Source organism: Paenirhizobium selenitireducens ATCC BAA-1503 (genome assembly GCF_000518785.1).
Lineage (GTDB): Bacteria > Pseudomonadota > Alphaproteobacteria > Rhizobiales > Rhizobiaceae > Allorhizobium > Allorhizobium selenitireducens.
Window position 1 is genome coordinate 353,336 of record NZ_JAEG01000007.1, and the last position, 19,461, is coordinate 372,796.

Sequence of the window (19,461 nt, forward strand, 5' to 3'; positions counted from 1 at the left end):
TTTGTTTGTGTTCCTTTTGTGTTCTTCTTTTGGTTGTATTTGTCCGCAGAGCACTTCTACGGCGAGGTTTTGCCGCTGGCGTACCGGACAGGGGGCGCGTCTCTTCGGCGATTGAGGATGCAAAGAGGACGCAGGCTGATAGTCATGTGCCGTTGGCCGCCGGCCCCTCATCCGCCTGCCGGCACCTTCTCCCCGTGAACGGGGAGAAGGGACGAGTGGCGCCGCCGCGGCCATCCCCTCTCCCCGTTTACGGGGGTCCGAAGGACGGGTCGAGACACGCGGCTCGGCCCCGGTCGGGGTAGGGTGAGGGGCAAGGGTGTACTGAGAGTGGTAAGGCGAAGCCTCGCAGAAGGGGCAAACGGCAAGAAAGCCAGGAAGCCCTACCGCTTCAAACTTCCCAAAATCCCCCGCACGATGGCGCGTCCGACCGAGGTGGCGACCGAGCGGGCGGCACTTTTCATCGCTGCCTCGATCACCGTTTCGCGCTGATAGCCCGAAGTCTTTCGCGTCGTGGGCTTTGCCGCGCGGTCGTCCTCGTCCCTGTCGCCGAAGCCCGGAAGCGACCAGCGGCCGGCGGCTGAATCCTTTTCCTCGCCGCGCGCCTCGCGCTCCTCTTCGGCGCGCTTTGCGGCCTCGGCTTCGGCTGCCTTCTGCTCGCGGGCAGCCAGGATCTCATAGGCCGATTCCCGGTCGAGGTCCTTGTCGTAGATCCCGGCGACCGGGCTCACATTGATCACCGCGCGGCGCTCGGCCTCGCTGATCGGCCCGGGGCGGCTGGCCGGCGGGCGCACCAGCGTGCGTTCGACGATCGAGGGAATGCCCTTGGCCCCAAGCGTCGAGACCAGCGCCTCGCCGGTGCCGAGCATGGTGATCGCGGTTTCGCAGTCGAAGGCCGGGTTGGGGCGAAACGTGGTCGCCGCCGTCTTCACCGCCTTCTGCTCGCGCGGCGTATAGGCGCGCAGCGCATGCTGGATGCGGTTGCCCATCTGCGCCAGCACGGTGTCAGGCACGTCGAGCGGGTTCTGCGTGACGAAATAGACGCCGACGCCCTTGGAGCGGATCAGCCGCACGACCTGCTCGATGCGCTCGATCAGAACCTTGGGCGCGTCGTTGAACAAGAGATGCGCCTCGTCGAAGAAGAACACCAGCTTCGGCTTGTCCGGATCGCCCACTTCCGGCAGTTCCTCGAACAGCTCCGACAGCAGCCAAAGAAGGAAGGTCGAATAGAGCCGCGGGTTCATCATCAGCTTGTCGGCGGCCAGCACCGAGATCGCCCCGCGCCCGTCATTGGTGGTGCGCATGATGTCGGTGACGGCGAGCGCCGGTTCGCCGAAGAAATGTTCCGCACCCTGCTGTTCCAGCACCAGCAGCCCGCGCTGCAGCGAGCCGACCGAGGACTTGGAAATGAGGCCGAACTGGTTGGACAGTTCGCTCGCGTGCTCGCCCATATAGTTCAGCAGTGCCTGCAGGTCTTTCAGGTCGAGCAGCGGCAGGCCGCCCTGGTCGGCGATCTTGAAGGCGATGTTGAGCACGCCCTCCTGCGCCTCCGAAGCATCCATCAGCCGCGACAGCAGAAGCGGGCCCATCTCGGCGACGGTGGTGCGCACCCGGTGGCCCTGCTCGCCGTAGAGATCCCAGAAGATCACCGGGAATTCCTGGTAGGCGAAATCGTCAAAGCCGATCTGCTTGGCGCGCTGGTCGACCCAGTCCTTCGACTGTCCCATCGCGGCGATGCCCGAGAGATCGCCCTTGATGTCGGCGCAGAACACCGGCACGCCGGCATTGGAAAAGCTCTCGGCCAGCACCTGCAGCGTCACCGTCTTGCCGGTGCCGGTGGCGCCGGTGACGATGCCGTGGCGGTTGCCGTATTTGAGATCGAGATATTCGCCCTTGTTGAGGCTGTCGTCGGGATTGCGGCTGGTGCCGATATAGAGCTTTCCGTCTTCGAGCATGCGCCTCGTTCCCGTCCCTTGTTTCGTCGACCGGGGCAGATCGGCCAATTGCGCCGGCCCTGTCCCCCGTCATTCCCTGAATCGTCACCTTGCTGTTATAAGGATAGTGTGAAACATCGACAACAGCCCGAAGGCCGCGCGGCCGGCGTCGGGCTTGGACAATTCGGCCGCGGACAAATTCGGCCGGCGGCGGCCTTGGCCGCTTGAGTTCAGCGAAAACTTGAATTACGTTGACGTTAACGTCAATTTCACGCCAGGAGGCTCACCATGAATGAACTCGTAACCCGCATCGCCGACAAGGTCGGCATCGAACCGGCCCTCGCTGAAAAGTCCGTCGGCATGATGCTGGGCTTCCTGCAGCGCGAAGCAGCCGACGGTCCGGTCGCCAAGATGATCGAATCCGTGCCCGGCGCGCTGGACCTCGTCGCCAAGTACAATGGCGAAGGCGAAGGCAAGGGCCTGCTCGGCGGCCTGATGAGCGCGCTCGGCGGCGGCGGCATCATGGGGCTTGGCCAGCAGCTGATGGCCCAGGGCCTCGGCATGGGCGAAATCTCCAAGCTCGCCAAGGAAACCATGGCGGCTGCCCGCGAATATGCCGGCGACGAAGTCGTCGACGAAGTCGTCGCCTCGGTCCCGGGCTTGAGCCAGTTCGTCTGAGACGGGCGCAGGCAGTTGAGTTTGAAGAAGCCGCCGGAGCGATCCGGCGGTTTTTTTGTGCTTGGGGGACTTTGTCTCTGAAGGTCTATGCGGCCATCAGCTCGGTCTGCGGGAAGTCTAAGCCGGCTCTTCGGGCGATCGTCCACGCTTAACGTTCTCTGAGCCTCGAACAACTGCTGTCAGGATGCTACGTTGGTCATCCGTAAGATCACTAAAGGAGAGGTGTTTGTGGCCCGCCTCTATCACCGTGTCCAAGTCAAACAGATCGGTCTCGGGGAGATCTCGCATCGTATAGTGCCGAAGTGGTGTGCCAATACTGTAATTTACCAGGCCACGGGCGACCTTGGCCATGAACTCACCACTGCTCAGCATGCCTTCTGTTAGCCAGCGTCTGGGCTGATCGCTGCCTGCTATATGCGCCCAAGCCCGGACAATATTGAAGTAGTAAGCTGCATCGCTAAGCGTGCCTTCAGCCAGCGCTTGTCGAAGCTTGACCAAGAATTCTCGGCCAAGCTTATCGAATGCATCCGTCGTTATAGTGGGGGGCTCACTGGAATTCGACTTGAAGACGTTGAGTTCTCGTCCCCGGTCTACCAACTGCTCCGCCATGAACATAACTGATTTGGACTTGCGGAATGCTTCGATCATGTGATCTTCAGCGTCCTTTGGACCCCACTTCTCAAGCATGTTTCTGATCAGGAACAGCAATTGCGCCCGAGGAGATAGTTCAAACATGCCAGCATCGTGATCGATCGAGATAATCGCCTCGCCGACGCTAAACAACGCATCCAGTAGCCCTTGCTCGGGCTGGGCCGGCCGAGGTGCCCGGAATTGGACTCGGAGTTCATCGAGGAGCTTCGCGATCATCAATTCGCCGCGGCTGTTTGTCCTACCGAGATAGCCGCGGATGATGCGCTCAATATCGTCCGCTTTGTCCAGCTTGGACATTAGATCGTTAATGACCGCTCTGGGTATTGCATCGGAGGACGGATGAAGGCCGAAGTAGGTGTCATAACCTGCTTCGCTGCCCATGCCTCTTCTCCGTGTAGTCTCGACAAACGCTTCTTCGCCAAAAGAATCTCGACCCTCGAACCACTTTCCGGCCTGCGGGAAAAGGAGGGCAAGGATGTGCAACACTTGAGACTGAAGGTCCGGAGGTACTCGCTTTTTTAGCCCCTCAACAGCTTCTTGCTTCACTTCGTCTGTCGACATCATGAAGCGCCCTTCTGTGAACAAGAAGTCACGATTTTCTCGTACCCAGACGAATGCAGAGGTATCGAACAAGCGCAGACCCTCCATGGCTAAGAGATCTTGTGGGTCGATCTCTCCTTCCATCGCCGGCCAAGAGAATTTCACCGCGTTTGATAGGCGCACAACGTCGCGGGGCGATCTTATCCACCTGTGCACGCCGTCTCGAACAAGGTATTGCCAACGAGTGGTGTTTGGCGCGGCGCCGGTGAGGAAGGAAATCTCTCCGTCCAGTATGGTAAGTAGGGCGTTGCGGGATGGCTTCGGCAACTCGATTTCCTGTTGGACGATTTTCTCGGCGAAACGAGGCCCTACGTGGCTTCCCCCTTGGTCTAGTGCATCCCAGACGATGTCACGATCATAGGAAAGCAGGTAAACCACATTGGGCAACCGGCCGATGCTTTTCACCATCTGCATGATAGAGCGGACGTGTTCGTTCTCGAGGCGGTCGATATCGTCGATCGTTACGAGGAAGCGCTTGCCACTTCTCCCAAGTTGATCCTTCAAACTCTCGTATGCGGCCTGCAGCGATGGGTCTTCGAGGAACCGCCCCAGTAGAGCGTTGACCGACTTCTTGGCCAAATTCGCACCAAAACCTGCCGCAGCGCCGGTAGGGTCGACGCTTAGTGCCACAGTGGCAGCAGCGTCGACCAAATTGTCTGTCGTACCATGGAGGAAATTGAGCGCGCGGCGCTTGTATCGATCCCATTTGCATTCCTTTGGACCGAGACGCTCCGACAAGATTTTGAAGAAAGCCGTTATGAGATCTTGATGCCCGGATACGATCCAAGGCCGGAAGTCGATATGGATAACCTGGTCAAGTTCATGCTCGGCATTGTGCTTTTTGAGGTGTGCGAGAATAAAGTTGATTACCGTCGACTTGCCGCTCCCCCACTGACCATGAAGTCCAATGACGTAACCGTTTGGCGCTGTGAGCGAGATGATCACCTTGGCGATCCGCGCCGCGAAGGGGGCGTAGTTCAGCTTGTCATCCCGCCAAGGGTTGTCCTTTGGCAAATCATCGCCAAGCACATGTTTTTCGGTCAAGAAACCTCCGGAAAATCTGCTGTTCAGGTGAGTACTGATACAAATTCAATCTACACTGACGCACAACATATTTCGCGTCATATTGAGTGCGTAGTTCTCAAGATCTCAAAATGTTACGGCCAAACCGATGAAGCAGGGTTCTGTGTAGTCTCACGCGCGATCGCGGACCACGATATCCGTGAGTGTGGTGTTCGCTTTCATCTCTTATACCTCGCCGCTCCCTCTCACCCTTCTCCGCCAGCCAGTCGCGCAGCGCGGCATTGATGCGCGATTGCCAGCCGGGGGGCCGCTCTCGCGACAAAGCCGCGCCCTCCGGCCCAGCTTGAGGCCGGTCAACCCTTCTTACCCGCCCCCTTCGGCCGCCCCTCGCGAACCGCCGCCGCGTCCAGCTTTTCGCGCCACGGCGCCTGGCTGAGGTCAGGCGCGTCGTCCGGGTCCGGCCCGGCGTTCGGTTGAGGCTTGCTGTTCTCGCTCATCGGCGTCTCCCGCTCCCGATACCAGAATGACAACCTCCGCCGTCGCGATCAAGGCCCTCAATCCCCCTCCGGCGTCAGCTACCCCACACCCCTCCGGCTCCCCTGTTTCGCAGCTCAGCGCGGGCGGGGCAGGCAGGTGGCGAGGAAGGCGGCGACGTCGGTGACGGCGCGGTTGTTGCGCAGGTCGGCGTGATAGGTGACGAAGGCGTCGCGGTCGATGTGTTCCGCCCCGTCGCCGACCGGACAGAGCCCGTAGAGTTCGCCGAGAAAATCCGGCAGGGCGGCAATCCCGAGGCCGGCGGCGGCCGCCGCGCATTGCACGCCGAGATCATTGGTCGTGAGCACGATCTCCCGCGCGCCGGCGATGCCCTTCATCCAGTGCTGTTGCGGCGTGTCGTTGAGCGTCTCGTCGAAGGCGATGAAGCCATGGTCCTCCGGCGCGCGGCCTTCGCCATAGGATCGCGCCGCATAGAGCCGGTAGCGCATCGTGCCCGCCTTGCGGATCACCAGCGTCGGATCGGTGGGCCTGCTGAGCCTGAGCGCCACGTCGGCCTCGCGCCGGACCAGCGAGACGTGGCGCACCTCGGCCAGTAGCTTGAAGCGGATATGCGGATGCGCGGCCTGGAAGGGCGCGATGCGCGGCGCAACCAGCGTGAGCGCGATCATCGGCGGCGCGCTGACGGACACCTCGACCATCCGCGCCGCATCGGCCGGCATCGTGCCGCGTTCGAGGGCAAAGACTTCCGCCTCCATGCGCCGGGCGTGCTCGGCTATGCGTGCGCCCTCGGCCGTCAGCAGGTAGCGGCGCGGCCGGCGATCCACCAGCCGCGCATTGACCCGTGCCTCCAGCGCCGCGATCCGCCGCGCCACGGTCGCGTGATCGACCTTCAGCCGCCGCGCCGCCGCCGAAAGCGAGCCCTCGTCGGCGAGCGCCACGAAGAAGCGCAGGTCGTCCCAATCCAGCATCGTGCATTTCCGCGCATTTGATGTGTCTTATTGGGGAATAGCGCGCATCGGGCCCGTCAGGCAAGAGATCGTCATCGACAGCGAGACAGACAGGAGTTCTGCAAATGACCGATCGACCATCATCCCCCGCCCGCCTGCGCCGCATCGTCCGCCTCACCATGGCCGAAGGCCGGGGTGGCGAGGCGCGCCTGGCCCTGCTTGAACTGCGCAAGGCCACCCTTCCCGAGCCCGGCTGCGCGGAGTTCGAGTTCTTCCAATCGCTGGCGGACGAGCGCGCCTTCGTGCTGATCGAGGATTTTGCCGACGAGGCGGCGCTGGCGCGGCATATGGAAGAGCCCCACACCCGCGCCTTTTTCGGCCTCAACCTGCTCCAGAGCGCAGAGCCGGTTGCAAAGGAATGGCTGGCATGACGCAGATTTCCCCCGCAGCTCCCGGCGCGCGCAAGGCGCGTCCGTTCAGGCTGACCAAGCTCCCGGCGAAAAGCCGTTTTGTCGTCACGCCCATGATCCTCTCGTTCCTGATGTCCGGCCTCGTCGCCTCGATCGCCACCATCCGCGCGCTGGGGCTCGCGCCGGATCTCGCATCCAGCATCCTGAAGGCCTGGGCCATGTCCTATGTGGTGGCCTTCCCCTCCGCCCTGGTGGTCATGCCGATCGTCCGCTGGATCGTCGATCGCCTGGTCGAGGCGCCGCAGGCAAAGGGCTGAGCGGCACTTTGATCGCGGGAGCCGCCGCAGAGAGCCGGCGGCTCGCCTGTGCGGCGACCTCTCCCCCCTCAATCCCACTCCGGCGCCAGATGCCCCGGGTTGACGATCCGCCCGTCGGGCCTTGCGAGGCCGGAAATCGCGTCCATTTCCTCGGCGTCGAGCGAGAAGTCGAAGACGGCAAAATTTTCCGCGAGCCGGCTTTCGGTCGCGGTCTTGGTGAGCGCCGCCACGTTCTGCTGCTGGATCAGCCAGCGGAGCGCAGCTTGAGCCGCCGTCTTGCCGTGGCGGGCGCCGATGTCCTGCAAGAGTTCGTCCTTCGGCACCCGGCCATCGGCCATGGCGTAATAGGCGGTCACCGACATGCCGTAGGACCGGGCGGCGATCAGCACCGCCGTCTGGTCGAGATAGGGGTGATATTCGATCTGGTTGGTGACGATCGGCGCCTTCGACAGCCGCACGGCCTCGCCCATCAGCGCGCAATTATAGTTGGACACGCCGATATGGCGCACCTTGCCGGCATCGACCAGCGCGTTTAAGCCCTCGATCTGCTCTTCGAGCGGCACCGGGCTTTGCGGCCAGTGCAGGAGCAGCAGGTCGACATGGTCGGTCTCCAGCTTCTTCAGGCTTTCATCGACCGAGGGTCCCATGTCACCTCTGGCGAACTTGTCGACCCACACCTTGGTGGTGAGAAAGATGTCGCCGCGCGCAAGCCCCGAGCGGCCGATCGCCTCGCCGACGGCGGCCTCGTTGCCGTAGATCTGCGCGGTGTCGATGTGGCGAAAGCCGGCCTTCAGGGCGAGCGGCAGGATCCTCAGCACGTCGGCGCCGGGCATGCGGAAGGTGCCGAAGCCGAGCGCCGGGATATGCGCGCCGTTGGCGGTGACATATTTCATGGGAAAACTCCTTTTCTGCGCCGGCGCGGCGGCGGGGCCCGAGGCCCCGGCTGCGATCGATACCCCTCTAACATGACCCTTTTGCCGCCCGCTTCAAGCCGGCGAAACGCCACGCCGGTCGATTGCCGCCGCCGGCCTTGGCTGCTAGCGTGGTCTCGCAAAAATGAGGCACCCATGCGCAGCACCAAGGTCATCCACGTCGTCAATTGCCATGCCGAAGGGGAGGTGGGCGACGTCATTGTCGGCGGCGTAGCGCCCCCGCCGGGCGAAACCCTGTGGGAGCAGTCGCGCTTCATCGCGAGTGACCAGACCTTGCGCAATTTCGTTCTGAACGAGCCGCGCGGCGGCGTGTTTCGCCATGTGAACCTGCTGGTGCCGGCCAAGGATCCGCGCGCCCAGATGGGCTGGATCATCATGGAGCCGGAAGATACCCCGCCCATGTCCGGCTCCAATTCCATCTGCGTCGCCACCGTGCTGCTCGACTCAGGCATCCTGCCGATGACCGAGCCGGTGACGAAACTGGTGCTCGAGGCGCCGGGCGGCGTGGTGGAAGTGACCGCCCAGTGCCGCAACGGCAAGGCCGAGCGCATCACGGTGCGCAACCTGCCGTCCTTTGCCGACCGGCTCGGCGCCGTGATCGAGGTGGAAGGGGTCGGCACGCTGACCGTCGACACCGCATTCGGCGGCGACAGCTTCGTCATCGCCGACGGCCGGGCGCTCGGCTTCTCGATTGCCCCCGACGAGGCGCGCGACATTGCCGTCATGGGCATGAAGATCACCGACGCCGCCAACCAGCAGCTCGGCTTTTCCCATCCCGATCCCGATCGCAACTGGAACCACATCTCGTTTTGCCAGATCACCGCGCCGGTGGTGATGGAAAACGGCGTGGCGACCGGCGCCAATGCGGTGGCCATCAAGCCCGGCAAGATCGACCGCTCGCCGACCGGCACCGGCTGTTCGGCCCGCATGGCGGTGCTCCATGCCCGCGGCGAGTTGAAGGTCGGCGACCGCTTCGTCGGCCGCTCGATCATGGGCTCCGAATTCCACTGCGCGATCGAGGCCGAAACCGAGATCGGCGGCCGGGCGGCGATCGTGCCGACCATTTCCGGCCGCGCCTGGATCACCGGCACGCAACAGCTGATGCTCGATCCGGACGATCCGTGGCCGGCCGGCTACCGCCTGTCGGACACCTGGCCGAAGCTCTGAAGGTTGAACCCGAAACGGGAGGCATGGACATGACGAAGCAAGAACGGTCGGCCTGCATTGCCCATTGGCGCGAGGTCGAGGGTCCTGACGATGGGCATTACGACGGTGACGACGAACTGATGGCGATCGGCGCGCCGCTGGCCCGCCATTTCGGCCTGACCCGGCTCGGCATCCACCACGAACGCCTGCCGCCCGGCCGCCGCACTTCCTACCCCCATGCCGAAAGCGCCGAGGAGGAATTCGTCTATGTGCTGACCGGCACGCCGGATGTCTGGCTTGACGGCGCGCTGCATCGGCTGAAACCCGGCGATGCCGTCGGCTTCCCGGCCGGCACCGGCCAGTGCCACAGCTTTCTCAACAATACGGAGGAAGAGGTGACGCTGCTGGTGGTCGGCGAGACGGCCAAACCGGAAAACCGCATCTACTATCCGAAGAACCGCGACCTCGAGACGAAGCGCCGCGACTGGTGGCAGGGCTGGCCGGAGCGGAAGATCGGCGACCACGACGGATTGACGGATGCGCGAAGGGCCGAGCGGGCGAAGCAGACGGACGACTGACGGGCCGCGGGCCTTGCCGGACCGTTCGCGGTGCGCGGGTTCGGGCGTCCGCCCTCAGTCGCGGATGACGATCCCGGCCTCGATCGCCGCGGCGATGAAAGCCTTGCGCGCATCCTCGTCCTTCTTCTTGCCGGCGACCACGTCCATGCAGACCAGCAGCGCCTTGTCGAGCGCCGGGCCGTCCTCGGTCGGCCAGTCCTCGATCATCGCCCAGGAGGCGGCTTCGGTGCTGTCGATCGTCACGTCCTCGCCCTCTTCGCCGAGCGCAAGGGTGACGGGCTGCTTCCAGAGGGTGCTCATCGGCTAAAGGCTTTCAAAAGTCGGTTGGCGTCGGCGCACGCGCCGTCATGGGTCGGGATTGCCTTCTAGCGAAGTTATCTCTTGACCGCCACGACAAACAGACGGGGAAACCGAAGCAACACCCGCCCGTCGGTCATCGGCGGATAGGCTTTCCTGATGCGCGCCGTGTAGTCGGTCAGGAAGGCTTCGGCATGGTCTTTTCCCGCGGCATCGAGATAGGGGCGAAGGCCGGTGCCCTTCACCCATTCGACGATCGCCTCGGCATTGGCCATCGGGTGGTAGTAGATCGTGTGCCAGACATCGACGCGCGCGGCCGTCGCCGACAAGCGTTCGAGATAGGCGGCGGGCGAGGGGAGGCGCGCGCGTCGCAGCCTGCCGCCGGCAAAGGCCGGTACCCAGGGGCCGGCTGCCCCGGTCTCCTCCATCAGGAGGTGCGTCGGCTCGTCGAGATTGTCGGGCATCTGCACGGCGAGAACCCCGCCCGGCGCCAGATGGTCGATCAGGCTCTCCATCAGCGTGAGATGATCGGGCAGCCATTGCAGCACCGCATTGGCATAGAGCAGATCGGCCGGCGCCTCGGGCCGCCAGGTGGAAAGATCGGCCTCAACGAAAGCCGTGCCCGGCAGGCGCGCCCGCGCCTTCTCCAGCATGTCCGCATCGCTGTCGAGGCCGGCCACGGCCTCTGTGCCGAAGCGCTCGATCAGCAGCTCGGTCGAATTGCCCGGCCCGCAGCCGAGATCGTAGACGTGTCTGGCCGTGCCGAGCGGCACCTGCGCCAGCAGGTCGCGCGCCGGCCGCGTCCGCTCTTCCTCGAATTTCAGATATTGCGTTGCCGACCAGGCCATGGCGCCTTCCTTCGTCAGAGGCTTTCGAGACTGCGCAGGATCAGGTCCGGACCGTGATCGGCATATTCATCCGGCAGGTCGAGCCGGTTGATCCACACTGTGCGGAAGCCGAATTTCTGCGCGCCGGCCACGTCCCAGCGGTTCGACGACTGGAAGGACACCGCATCCGGATAGAGCCGATAGGCAGTCGTCACCATGTCGTAGACTTGCGGCGCGGTCTTGTAGGCGCGGATGGCGTCGACGGAAAACACGTCGTCGAGGATCACGTCGAGCGCCGCATTCTTCACCGCCGCCTTCAGCATGTCCGGCGAGCCGTTGGAGAGGATGGCGAGTTTCGCGCCGCGGCTCTTCAGATCCTTCAGCACGGCCGGCACTTCCGGATAGCAGTCGAGCGTCCAGTAGGCCGACAGCAGGTCGGCGCGCAGGCTGCGCTCGACGCTCGGAAACCGGGCGAGCGTATAGTCCAGCGCCTCTTCGGTCAGTTGCCAGAAGTCGCGATAGCTGCCCATCAGCGTGCGCACCCAGGAATATTCGAGCTGCTTGGCCCGCCACATATCCGAAAAGCGCTGATGCTCGGGCCCCGCCCGCTCGGCATGGCGGCGCACCGCCGCATGCACGTCGAACAGCGTGCCATAGGCATCAAAAACATAAGCTGCGGCGGACATCGCTCCTCCCTCGGTCGACTGCATCGCAGTGATAGGACGCGGGCGGCGGCGCGGCAAGGGCGCCATTCGGCTCGGTTCAGCGCGCAGCTACCTCTTCGGCCCTCAGCCCCGCCACGTCGTGGTCGATCTCGGTCAGCGCCCGGTCGAGATGGCCTTCGAACACCAGCGTCGCCTCTTCCGGCACGATGGTGATGTCCGGCGCGCCGTAAATGCGCACATGCAGCGATTGCGACAGCCCCTCGTCGAGGCCTCGGCTAAGCAGGTCGATATAGCGCGTGCCGTGGCCGGTGATGACGATCGGCATGTTTTCGTAGAGGCTCAGGACCCGCGAAAGCCCTTGGCCGAGCGCCAGACCCGCCTGGCGGAAGGCATATTCCGACATGCGGTGTCCCTGGCGGGCGCGGGCGGCGATCTTGTCCATTTCGGCCAGCGGCACGAACTTCGCCGGGATCGTGTCGGGCGGCACTTCGAAGGCGGTCCTGAGGATGCCGTAGAAGCCGGCCGAAGCCTCGACGCAGCCGATCGAGCCGCAGCGACAGAGCTTGCCGTCGGAGGCGTTGAGCATATGGCCGAAGTTCGGCGCGCTGACCTCCAGTTCGCCCGAATGGCCCCGCCTGGCGATGCCGAGCCCGATCGAATGGCCGAGCGACAGGGTGGCGAGCGCATGGAACGGGCGGTCCTCATCCTTGTCGGCGCGAAGCCCCAGCGCATGGGCGACCAGCAGCGTCTCGTTGTTGAGGCGGATGCGGGTTTGCGGCGAGACGGCAAGTGCGGTGGAGAAATCGATCTCCTCCCGGCCGAACACCGGCGACCAGAGCAGGCGCGATCCGTCGGCATCGACCATGCCCTTGGAACTGATCGACACCGCGGCGATACGCTCGGGGGAAAGCCGCGAGCGGCTCGCCATGCGCGTCAGCGCCTCGCGAAAGCCGGCGATGAAGCACTGGCCCGACCCCGCCGCATGGTCGCGCGGTTCCTCGAACCGGTCGATCAGCGTGCCGGTATAATCGGCCAGCGAATATTGCACGCTGTCCGACGAGATGCGCGCGGCGATCAGATAGCTGAAATCGCGCTTGCGCCCGAACAGCACGCGGGGCCGGCCGCGCCCGCCGGTCGCCGGCTGCTCGTGCCGCTCCAGCGCCCCGATGCGCTCCAGCTCGGCGGTGATCGCCGAAACGGTGGCCGAGGCAAGCCCGGTGGCGGCGGCGATGTCGGTATGGGCGAGCGACCCCTGGCGGCGGAGCGCGGACAGCACCAGCGCGCTGTTTTGCTGACGCACCATTTCGGTGCTCGATTTCGTCAGCATGGCAGGCGTCCGTTCATCGTGGTCCTTCTCGATATGCCCGTCACAAAGATCACCAGAAGGGGCGGTTTGCAAGCCGCGAGGAGCGATGTTGACAGCCTCGGATTCTTCTGACATTTATTTTCTCGACTGTCGAGAAAAACCATCGGCCACTCGGCCAGGGGCAAGGCAGTATTCTTCGACGGGCCGCTTTAGGGGGTGAACGGGAGGTTCGCCGGCGTGCCGCGTCTTTCAAAGGGAGGCTTTTATGAAATCCGTCTTGAAGCTGATGGCGTGCGCCGCCGTCATCACCAGCCTGCATACCGTCGCCAACGCCAAGGACCTCGTGGTCGGCGTCTCCTGGTCGAACTTCCAGGAAGAGCGCTGGAAGACCGACGAAGGCGCCATCAAGGCAGCGCTCGAGGCCTCCGGCGACAAGTATATCTCCGCCGACGCCCAGTCCTCCGCCGCCAAGCAGCTGACCGATGTCGAGAGCCTGATCGCCCAGGGCGCCAATGCCATCATCGTTCTGGCTCAGGACAGCGAAGCCATCGGCCCGGCGATCGAAAAGGCCGCTGCCGAAGGCATCCCGGTCGTCGGCTATGACCGCCTGATCGAAAATCCGGCCGCCTTCTACATCACGTTCGACAACAAGGAAGTCGGCCGCATGCAGGCCCGCGAAGTGTTCAAGGCCAAGCCCGAAGGCAACTACGTCTTCATCAAGGGCTCGTCCTCCGACCCGAATGCGGACTTCCTGTTCGCCGGCCAGATGGAAGTGCTCAAGGAAGCCGTCGACGCCGGCAAGATCAAGAATGTCGGCGAAGCCTATACCGACGGCTGGAAGCCGGAAAATGCCCAGAAGAACATGGAGCAGTTCCTGACCGCCAACGACAACAAGGTCGACGCGGTCGTCGCCTCGAACGACGGCACCGCCGGCGGCGTGGTCGCGGCCCTTTCGGCCCAGGGTCTCGCCGGCTCGGTCCCGGTCTCCGGCCAGGATGCCGACTTCGCGGCGCTCAACCGCGTGGCGCTCGGCACCCAGACCGTGTCGGTCTGGAAGGACAGCCGTGAACTCGGCAAGCGTGCAGCCGAAATCGCCGTCGAACTCGCCGGCGGCAAGAAGCTGAACGAGATCGAAGGCGTGACCGCGTTCTCCGGCGGTCCGAAGGGTGTCGAAATGCAGTCGGTCTTCCTCGCACCGCTGCCGATCACCAAGGACAACCTGAACGTCGTCATCGACGCCGGCTGGATCACCAAGGAAGCCGCCTGCCAGGGCGTCACCGCCGGTTCGGTTGCAGCCTGCAATTGACACGGGCCTGACCTGACGGCCTCATGAGCCTCCGAGCGTCGCGACCCGGACAGGGTCGCGGCGTCTCTTCGGATCGGAGGGAGGCCCGGCCGCCATTGCCGCACATGCTGCGGCGGCGCGCCATCGCAAGGGATTACGAAAAGTGGGAGAACGGCACGGCATGGCCGATATCACGAATACCACGCAGGCCGCGCGCGCCGGCGCGGGCGAAAACCCGGTGAAGCGCTTTTTCCGCGCCACCGAGATCGACACCCGCCTGCTCGGCATGATCGGCGCCATGCTGATCATCTGGATCGGCTTCAACATCATTTCCGGCGGTCTGTTCCTGACCCCGCGCAACCTGTGGAACCTGTCGGTGCAGACCGCCTCCGTCGCTGTCATGGCGACCGGCATGGTGCTGGTCATCGTCACCCGCAACATCGACCTCTCGGTCGGTTCGGTACTCGGTTTCGTCGGCATGTTCATGGGCGTGCTGCAGGCCGAGCTCCTGCCGCAGATCCTCGGCTTCGACCATCCGCTGACCTGGGTCATCGCACTGGCCGCAGGCCTCGTTCTCGGCGCGTCGATCGGTGCCCTGCATGGCATCATCATCGCCTTCCTCAACGTTCCGTCCTTCATCGTCACGCTCGGCGGCCTGTTGGTCTGGCGCGGCGCCACCTGGTTCGTCACCTCGGGCCGCACGGTCGCTCCCATGGATGCGACCTTCCGCCTGATGGGCGGCGGCACCGACGGCTCGATCGGCGCCACCGCCAGCTGGATCGTCGGCATCGTCGCCTGCCTTGCCATCGTCGCGACGCTGGTCAATTCGCGCAAGCAGCGTCGTCGCTTCGGCTTTCCGCTGCGCCCGCTCTGGGCCGAATATTTCCTCACCGGCGTCAGCTGCTTCCTGGTTCTGGCGACCGTCTATGTCTTCAACAACTATCCCTGGCCGGTGGCGATCGCCCGCAAGTTCGCCGACGCCAACGGCATCGCCTGGCCCGAAGGCGGCCTGTTCATCTCGCACGGCATCGCCATTCCGGTGCTGATCGCCATCGGCGTCGGCATCGTCATGACCTTCATCTCCACCCGCCTGCGCTTCGGCCGCTATGTCTTCGCCATCGGCGGTAATCCGGAAGCAGCCGAACTCGCCGGCATCAAGACCCGCTGGGTCACCGTCAAGATCTTTGCGCTGATGGGCATGCTCTGCGCCATCGCCGCCGCGATCTCCACCGCCCGCCTCAACGCCGCGACCAATGCGCAGGGCGAGCTCGACGAACTCTACACCATCGCCGCGGCCGTCATCGGCGGCACCTCGCTCTCGGGCGGCATGGGCACCGTCGCCGGCGCCATGCTTGGTGCGCTCGTCATGCAGTCGCTGCAGTCGGGCATGGTGCTCGTCGGCATCGACACGCCGTTCCAGCGCATCGTCGTTGGCGTCGTTCTCGTCGTCGCCGTCTGGCTCGACACGATCTACCGCGCGCGGGCGAGATAAGAGGATTTCATCATGACTGACAAACGCACTCCGCTCGTGGAAATGAACAATGTTTCCATCTCGTTCGGCGGCATCCACGCGGTCGAGAACGCCTCGGTCGATCTCTATCCCGGCGAGGTCGTGGCGCTTCTCGGCCACAACGGTGCCGGCAAGTCGACGCTGATCAAGATCCTGTCGGGCGCCTATCGCCGCGACGCGGGCGAGATCCTGATCGACGGCGAACCGGCCGACATTTCCAATCCGCGCGACGCCAAGCAATACGGCATCGAGACGATCTACCAGACGCTCGCGGTTGCCGATAATGTCGACGCCGCCGCCAATCTCTATCTCGGCCGGGAACTGCGCACCCCCTGGGGCACGCTCGACGACGTGGCGATGGAGGCGAAGGCTCGCGAGGTGATGGGGCGCCTCAACCCCAACTTCCGCCGCTTCAAGGAACCGGTAAAGGCCTTGTCCGGCGGCCAGCGCCAGTCGGTGGCGATCGCCCGCGCCATCCTGTTCGACGCCCGCATCCTGATCATGGACGAGCCGACGGCAGCGCTCGGGCCCCAGGAAACCGCCCAGGTCGGCGAGCTGATCCAGCAGCTGAAGCGCGAAGGCATCGGCATCTTCCTCATCAGCCACGACATCCACGACGTCTTCGACCTCGCCGACCGCGTCTTCGTCATGAAGAACGGCAAGGTGGTCGGCCAGGCGCGAACCCAGGATGTCACCAAGGACGAAGTGCTCGGCATGATCATCCTCGGCAAATGCCCGCCGGGAGCAATCCCGGGGCCGGGGGCGATGCAGGTGGCGTGAGGTCTGTCCTCTCCCCTTGTGGGAGAGGAAGCAATTTCAGCATCTTAGCGTCAGCTAAGTGCTAGAAATTGCAGGTGAGGGGGGGATCATTTGCCACGCACCGCCCAACCCCCTCATCTGCTAAATCTGGCACTTAGCTGGCGCTAAGGCACCGATTTCGCTTCTTCTCCTTCAACGGGGAGAAGAGGCCACGGCGCTCGACGCTTTCTTCCTCTCCCCTCGTGGGAGAGGAAGCAATTTCAGCATCTTAGCTTCAGCTAAGTGCTAGAAATTGCAGGTGAGGGGGATACGCCCCGCGAGGATACCCACCCCCTCACCAACAAAATCTACGACTTGGCTCGCGCCAAGGCCGTGATTTTGTAACCTCTCCCACCAAGGGAGAGGCGGGGTGTCGCGTGACAGGCCCCGGGTTGCCCCGCGGGCTTTTCCGGTTGACTGGGAGATCCAGGATCCCTGGCCCCTTAAAACCGCGTGATCACGCTGATCCCGAGATCCGTCGAGCCGTCCATCGCCACCAGCGCCGGCACGGCCTCATCCAGTGAAATCTCCCGCCCGATCAGCCGTTTCGGGTCGAGCTTGCCGGCGGCCATCATCGACAGCATGGCGTCGTAGCGCCAGGCCTGCATGCCGTGGCTGCCGTAGATCTCCAGTTCGTGGCCGATCACCTGCGCCATCGGGATTTGCGGCGTGGCATGCGCGCCGAGCATCAGGCCGACCTGCACATGGCGACCGCGGCGGCGCAGATTCTTGATCGAGTTGAAGCAGGTGACGGGCGAGCCGAGCGCGTCGATCGACACATGCGCGCCGCCTTGCGTGATTTCGCGCACCGCGCCGGCGACGTCGTCGGTGTCGCGCGCGTTGATCGCGGCGACGGCGCCAAGCGTGCGGGCGAATGCGAGCTTTTCCTCCGAGATGTCGATGGCGATGGGCAGGGCGCCGAGGGCTGCGGCGATCATGATCGCCGACAGGCCGACGCCGCCGCAGCCATGCACCGCCACCCATTCGCCGCCGCGCACCCGAGCCTGGTCGGTCACCGCCCGAAACGAGGTGGCGAAGCGGCAGCCGAGGCTGGCGGCGGTGGCAAAATCCATGCTCTCCGGCAAATGCACGAGGTTCTGGTCGGCGAAATCGATCGCCACATATTCGGCGAACGAGCCCCAATGGGTGAAGCCCGGCTGGAACTGCGCCTCGCAGACCTGCTGGTTGCCGGAGCGGCATTCGCCGCAGCGCCCGCAGCCGGACACGAAGGGCACGGTCACCCGGTCGCCGACCTTGTAGCGCATCACCCCGCGGCCGGTGGCGGCGATCACGCCGGCCAGTTCATGGCCCGGCACATGCGGCAGGCGGATATCCGGGTCGTGGCCCATCCAGCCGTGCCAGTCGCTGCGGCAGAGCCCGCTCGCCTCGACCTTGACGACGACGCCGTTCTCCGTCGGCGTCGGGTCGGGCACCACCCGGATCTCCGGCATGGCTTCGAAGGCCTCGTAATACATCGCTCTCATCGGTCGTCTCCCCTGGCGGATTTCGCCGCAACCTACCGCAGGGCGCCGTGATTGGGTTATGAGTATTTTTGATCGATTTATTCACCCCAGTGCTGCTTTTTCCGGATAAAGCGGAGGGAGCGAAAGACAAGAAACGAGGATGAACCAATGGCTGTCGATACTTCCGCCCGCACCACCACCTGGACCTATGTCGATGGAGAATGGATCTCCGGCAATCCGCCGCTGATCGGTCCCGTCTCGCATGCCATGTGGCTGGGCTCGACCGTGTTCGACGGCGCGCGCTGGTTCGACGGCATCGCGCCTGATCTCGACGCCCATTGCCGCCGCGTCAACCGCTCGGCGGCCAATATGGGCATGAAGGCAACCGTTTCGGCCGAGGAGATCGAGCGCCTGGCCTGGGAAGGCATCAAGAAGTTCGACGGCAAGACGGCGATCTACATCAAGCCGATGTACTGGGCCGAACATGGCATGCCCGGCTCCGTCGTCGCCGCCGATCCGGACTCGACCCGTTTCGCGCTCTGCCTGTTCGAGGCGCCGATGCACACGGCCCAGCCGCATTCGCTGACGCTGTCGCCCTTCCGCCGCCCGACGCCGGAATGCGCCATGACCGATGCCAAGACCGGCAGCCTCTATCCGAATTCCGGCCGGATGATCCTCGAGGCACGCGCGCGCGGCTTCGACAATGCGCTGGTGCGCGACATGAACGGCAATATTGTCGAGACGGCCTCGTCCAACGTCTTCCTGGTCAAGGACGGCGTGGTCTTCACCCCCGCCGCCAACCGCACCTTCCTCGCCGGCATCACCCGCGCCCGCGTCATCGGGCTCCTGCGCGAGGCGGGCTACGAGGTGCGCGAAGTCACGCTGTCGATCGAGGAGTTCATGGACGCCGACGAGATCTTCACCTCGGGCAATTATTCCAAGGTCGCCCCGGTCAACAGGCTCGACAGCCGCGAACTGCAGGAAGGCCCGGTCGCCCGCAAGGCGCTCGAACTCTACATGGACTGGGCGCGCAGCACCCGGGTCGGCTGACCAACCTTTTTTCACCAACCACAAGAGCGATTCCGGCGCGCAGGGCAGGGAGCCCGTGCGCCGGACTGCCGGTGACCTGGTCAGTGTTCCCTCCCAATGTGATTACCGGGTGTCGCGGTGTCGGTCGCGCACCTCTTCTCCCCAACGGGGAGAAGTGCCGAGCGAATGCGAGGCGATGAGGGGGCCAAGTGCGCCGTCATCAATTGGCTTCGCCCCCCTTGCATGTTCAAACTGCATCGATTGTTGGATGATTGATGCGCTCTCCGGCGGATGGCCATCCGCCGGAGAGCGGACGGTCGGGACCGCGCGCCCCTTGGCAAGAACCGGGGATGAGATTGGTCCGGCCGTCCTCGCGTTTGTCCTGAACAGATGATGGGGAGCAAGTCCCGCATGCAAGGCAAGGTTTCGTTCGAAGAAAACGCGATGGCGACAGTCTACGTCGGCGTGGACGTGTGTAAAGAGTGGCTCGACATTCACCTCCATCCGCTCGGCGAAAGCCGGCGCTTTGGCAATGACAAGACCGGGATGCGCCAGTTGAAGCGGATGCTGGCC

General features: G+C 64.2%; 19 protein-coding genes and 1 pseudogene. 10 read left to right on the forward strand and 10 right to left on the reverse strand.

All coding sequences use genetic code 11. The annotated features are described in order from the left end of the window. Positions 1-380 precede the first annotated feature (380 nt). Entirely contained in the window at positions 381-1,952 is a 1,572-nt protein-coding gene (locus L867_RS0111590; RefSeq protein WP_028737039.1) for a helicase HerA-like C-terminal domain-containing protein, read from the reverse strand. Positions 1,953-2,219: 267 nt separating this feature from the next. Between L867_RS0111590 and L867_RS0111595 the strand changes: the two genes are divergently transcribed. Further along, positions 2,220-2,609, forward strand: a complete 390-nt coding sequence (locus tag L867_RS0111595; protein ID WP_028737040.1) for a hypothetical protein — start codon at positions 2,220-2,222, stop codon at positions 2,607-2,609. Positions 2,610-2,726: 117 nt separating this feature from the next. Here the strand turns inward: L867_RS0111595 and L867_RS0111600 are convergent, their stop codons facing one another. The 3 genes from L867_RS0111600 to L867_RS0111610 form a co-directional block, all read right to left on the reverse strand. Continuing rightward, positions 2,727-4,904: a KAP family P-loop NTPase fold protein gene (locus tag L867_RS0111600; protein ID WP_028737041.1), complete on the reverse strand. Its 2,178-nt coding sequence runs from the start codon at positions 4,902-4,904 to the stop codon at positions 2,727-2,729. A 332-nt stretch (positions 4,905-5,236) separates the two neighbouring features. Beyond that, complete coding sequence (locus tag L867_RS27355; RefSeq protein WP_156951561.1) at positions 5,237-5,380, reverse strand: hypothetical protein; 144 nt, start codon at positions 5,378-5,380, stop codon at positions 5,237-5,239. 114 nt (positions 5,381-5,494) lie between these two features. Then, a complete protein-coding gene (locus L867_RS0111610; RefSeq protein WP_028737042.1) occupies positions 5,495-6,346 on the reverse strand; it encodes a LysR family transcriptional regulator in 852 nt (283 codons plus the stop codon). Positions 6,347-6,450: 104 nt separating this feature from the next. Here L867_RS0111610 and L867_RS25110 point away from each other — a divergent pair, with 104 nt between their 5' ends. Together L867_RS25110 and L867_RS0111620 are read left to right on the forward strand one after the other, a co-directional pair. Then, the gene (locus L867_RS25110) at positions 6,451-6,756 is read left to right on the forward strand and encodes a putative quinol monooxygenase (protein WP_169734073.1); all 306 of its coding nucleotides are present in this window, start codon (positions 6,451-6,453) and stop codon (positions 6,754-6,756) included. Further along, the gene (locus tag L867_RS0111620; RefSeq protein ID WP_028737043.1) at positions 6,753-7,052 is read left to right on the forward strand and encodes a DUF2798 domain-containing protein; all 300 of its coding nucleotides are present in this window, start codon (positions 6,753-6,755) and stop codon (positions 7,050-7,052) included. Before L867_RS25110 ends, L867_RS0111620 begins: the two co-directional genes overlap by 4 nt. Positions 7,053-7,120: 68 nt before the next feature. Here the strand turns inward: L867_RS0111620 and L867_RS0111625 are convergent, their stop codons facing one another. After that, positions 7,121-7,945: an aldo/keto reductase gene (locus L867_RS0111625; protein WP_028737044.1), complete on the reverse strand. Its 825-nt coding sequence runs from the start codon at positions 7,943-7,945 to the stop codon at positions 7,121-7,123. Positions 7,946-8,119: 174 nt separating this feature from the next. Here L867_RS0111625 and L867_RS0111630 point away from each other — a divergent pair, with 174 nt between their 5' ends. After that, positions 8,120-9,151, forward strand: a complete 1,032-nt coding sequence (locus tag L867_RS0111630) for a trans-3-hydroxy-L-proline dehydratase (RefSeq protein WP_028737045.1) — start codon at positions 8,120-8,122, stop codon at positions 9,149-9,151. Between the two features lie 29 nt (positions 9,152-9,180). Further along, positions 9,181-9,708, forward strand: a complete 528-nt coding sequence (locus tag L867_RS0111635) for a cupin domain-containing protein (RefSeq protein ID WP_028737046.1) — start codon at positions 9,181-9,183, stop codon at positions 9,706-9,708. Between the two features lie 54 nt (positions 9,709-9,762). Here the strand turns inward: L867_RS0111635 and L867_RS0111640 are convergent, their stop codons facing one another. From L867_RS0111640 to L867_RS0111655, 4 genes are all read right to left on the reverse strand, one after another. Then, a complete protein-coding gene (locus tag L867_RS0111640; RefSeq protein WP_028737047.1) occupies positions 9,763-10,008 on the reverse strand; it encodes a DUF982 domain-containing protein in 246 nt (81 codons plus the stop codon). A 74-nt stretch (positions 10,009-10,082) separates the two neighbouring features. Beyond that, positions 10,083-10,853, reverse strand: coding sequence for a trans-aconitate 2-methyltransferase (tam, locus tag L867_RS0111645; RefSeq protein WP_028737048.1), 771 nt, complete (start codon positions 10,851-10,853; stop codon positions 10,083-10,085). A 14-nt stretch (positions 10,854-10,867) separates the two neighbouring features. Then, positions 10,868-11,518: a haloacid dehalogenase type II gene (locus tag L867_RS0111650; RefSeq protein WP_028737049.1), complete on the reverse strand. Its 651-nt coding sequence runs from the start codon at positions 11,516-11,518 to the stop codon at positions 10,868-10,870. 76 nt (positions 11,519-11,594) lie between these two features. Next, positions 11,595-12,824, reverse strand: coding sequence for an ROK family transcriptional regulator (locus tag L867_RS0111655; RefSeq protein ID WP_028737050.1), 1,230 nt, complete (start codon positions 12,822-12,824; stop codon positions 11,595-11,597). 244 nt (positions 12,825-13,068) lie between these two features. On the opposite strand from L867_RS0111655, the gene xylF reads away from it, so the two are divergent. From xylF to L867_RS0111670, 3 genes are all read left to right on the forward strand, one after another. Then, entirely contained in the window at positions 13,069-14,109 is a 1,041-nt protein-coding gene (gene xylF, locus L867_RS0111660; RefSeq protein WP_028737051.1) for a D-xylose ABC transporter substrate-binding protein, read from the forward strand. 160 nt (positions 14,110-14,269) lie between these two features. Continuing rightward, complete coding sequence (locus L867_RS0111665; protein WP_028737052.1) at positions 14,270-15,580, forward strand: sugar ABC transporter permease; 1,311 nt, start codon at positions 14,270-14,272, stop codon at positions 15,578-15,580. A gap of 12 nt (positions 15,581-15,592) precedes the next feature. Further along, complete coding sequence (locus L867_RS0111670) at positions 15,593-16,378, forward strand: ATP-binding cassette domain-containing protein (RefSeq protein WP_028737053.1); 786 nt, start codon at positions 15,593-15,595, stop codon at positions 16,376-16,378. A gap of 461 nt (positions 16,379-16,839) precedes the next feature. Here the strand turns inward: L867_RS0111670 and L867_RS0111675 are convergent, their stop codons facing one another. After that, positions 16,840-17,880, reverse strand: coding sequence for a zinc-dependent alcohol dehydrogenase family protein (locus L867_RS0111675; protein WP_028737054.1), 1,041 nt, complete (start codon positions 17,878-17,880; stop codon positions 16,840-16,842). 147 nt (positions 17,881-18,027) lie between these two features. Here L867_RS0111675 and L867_RS0111680 point away from each other — a divergent pair, with 147 nt between their 5' ends. Both L867_RS0111680 and L867_RS28250 read left to right on the forward strand, forming a co-directional pair. Continuing rightward, a complete protein-coding gene (locus L867_RS0111680; RefSeq protein WP_028737055.1) occupies positions 18,028-18,909 on the forward strand; it encodes a branched-chain amino acid aminotransferase in 882 nt (293 codons plus the stop codon). 390 nt (positions 18,910-19,299) lie between these two features. Then, positions 19,300-19,461, forward strand: a pseudogene (locus L867_RS28250) (IS110 family transposase); the annotation flags it as partial.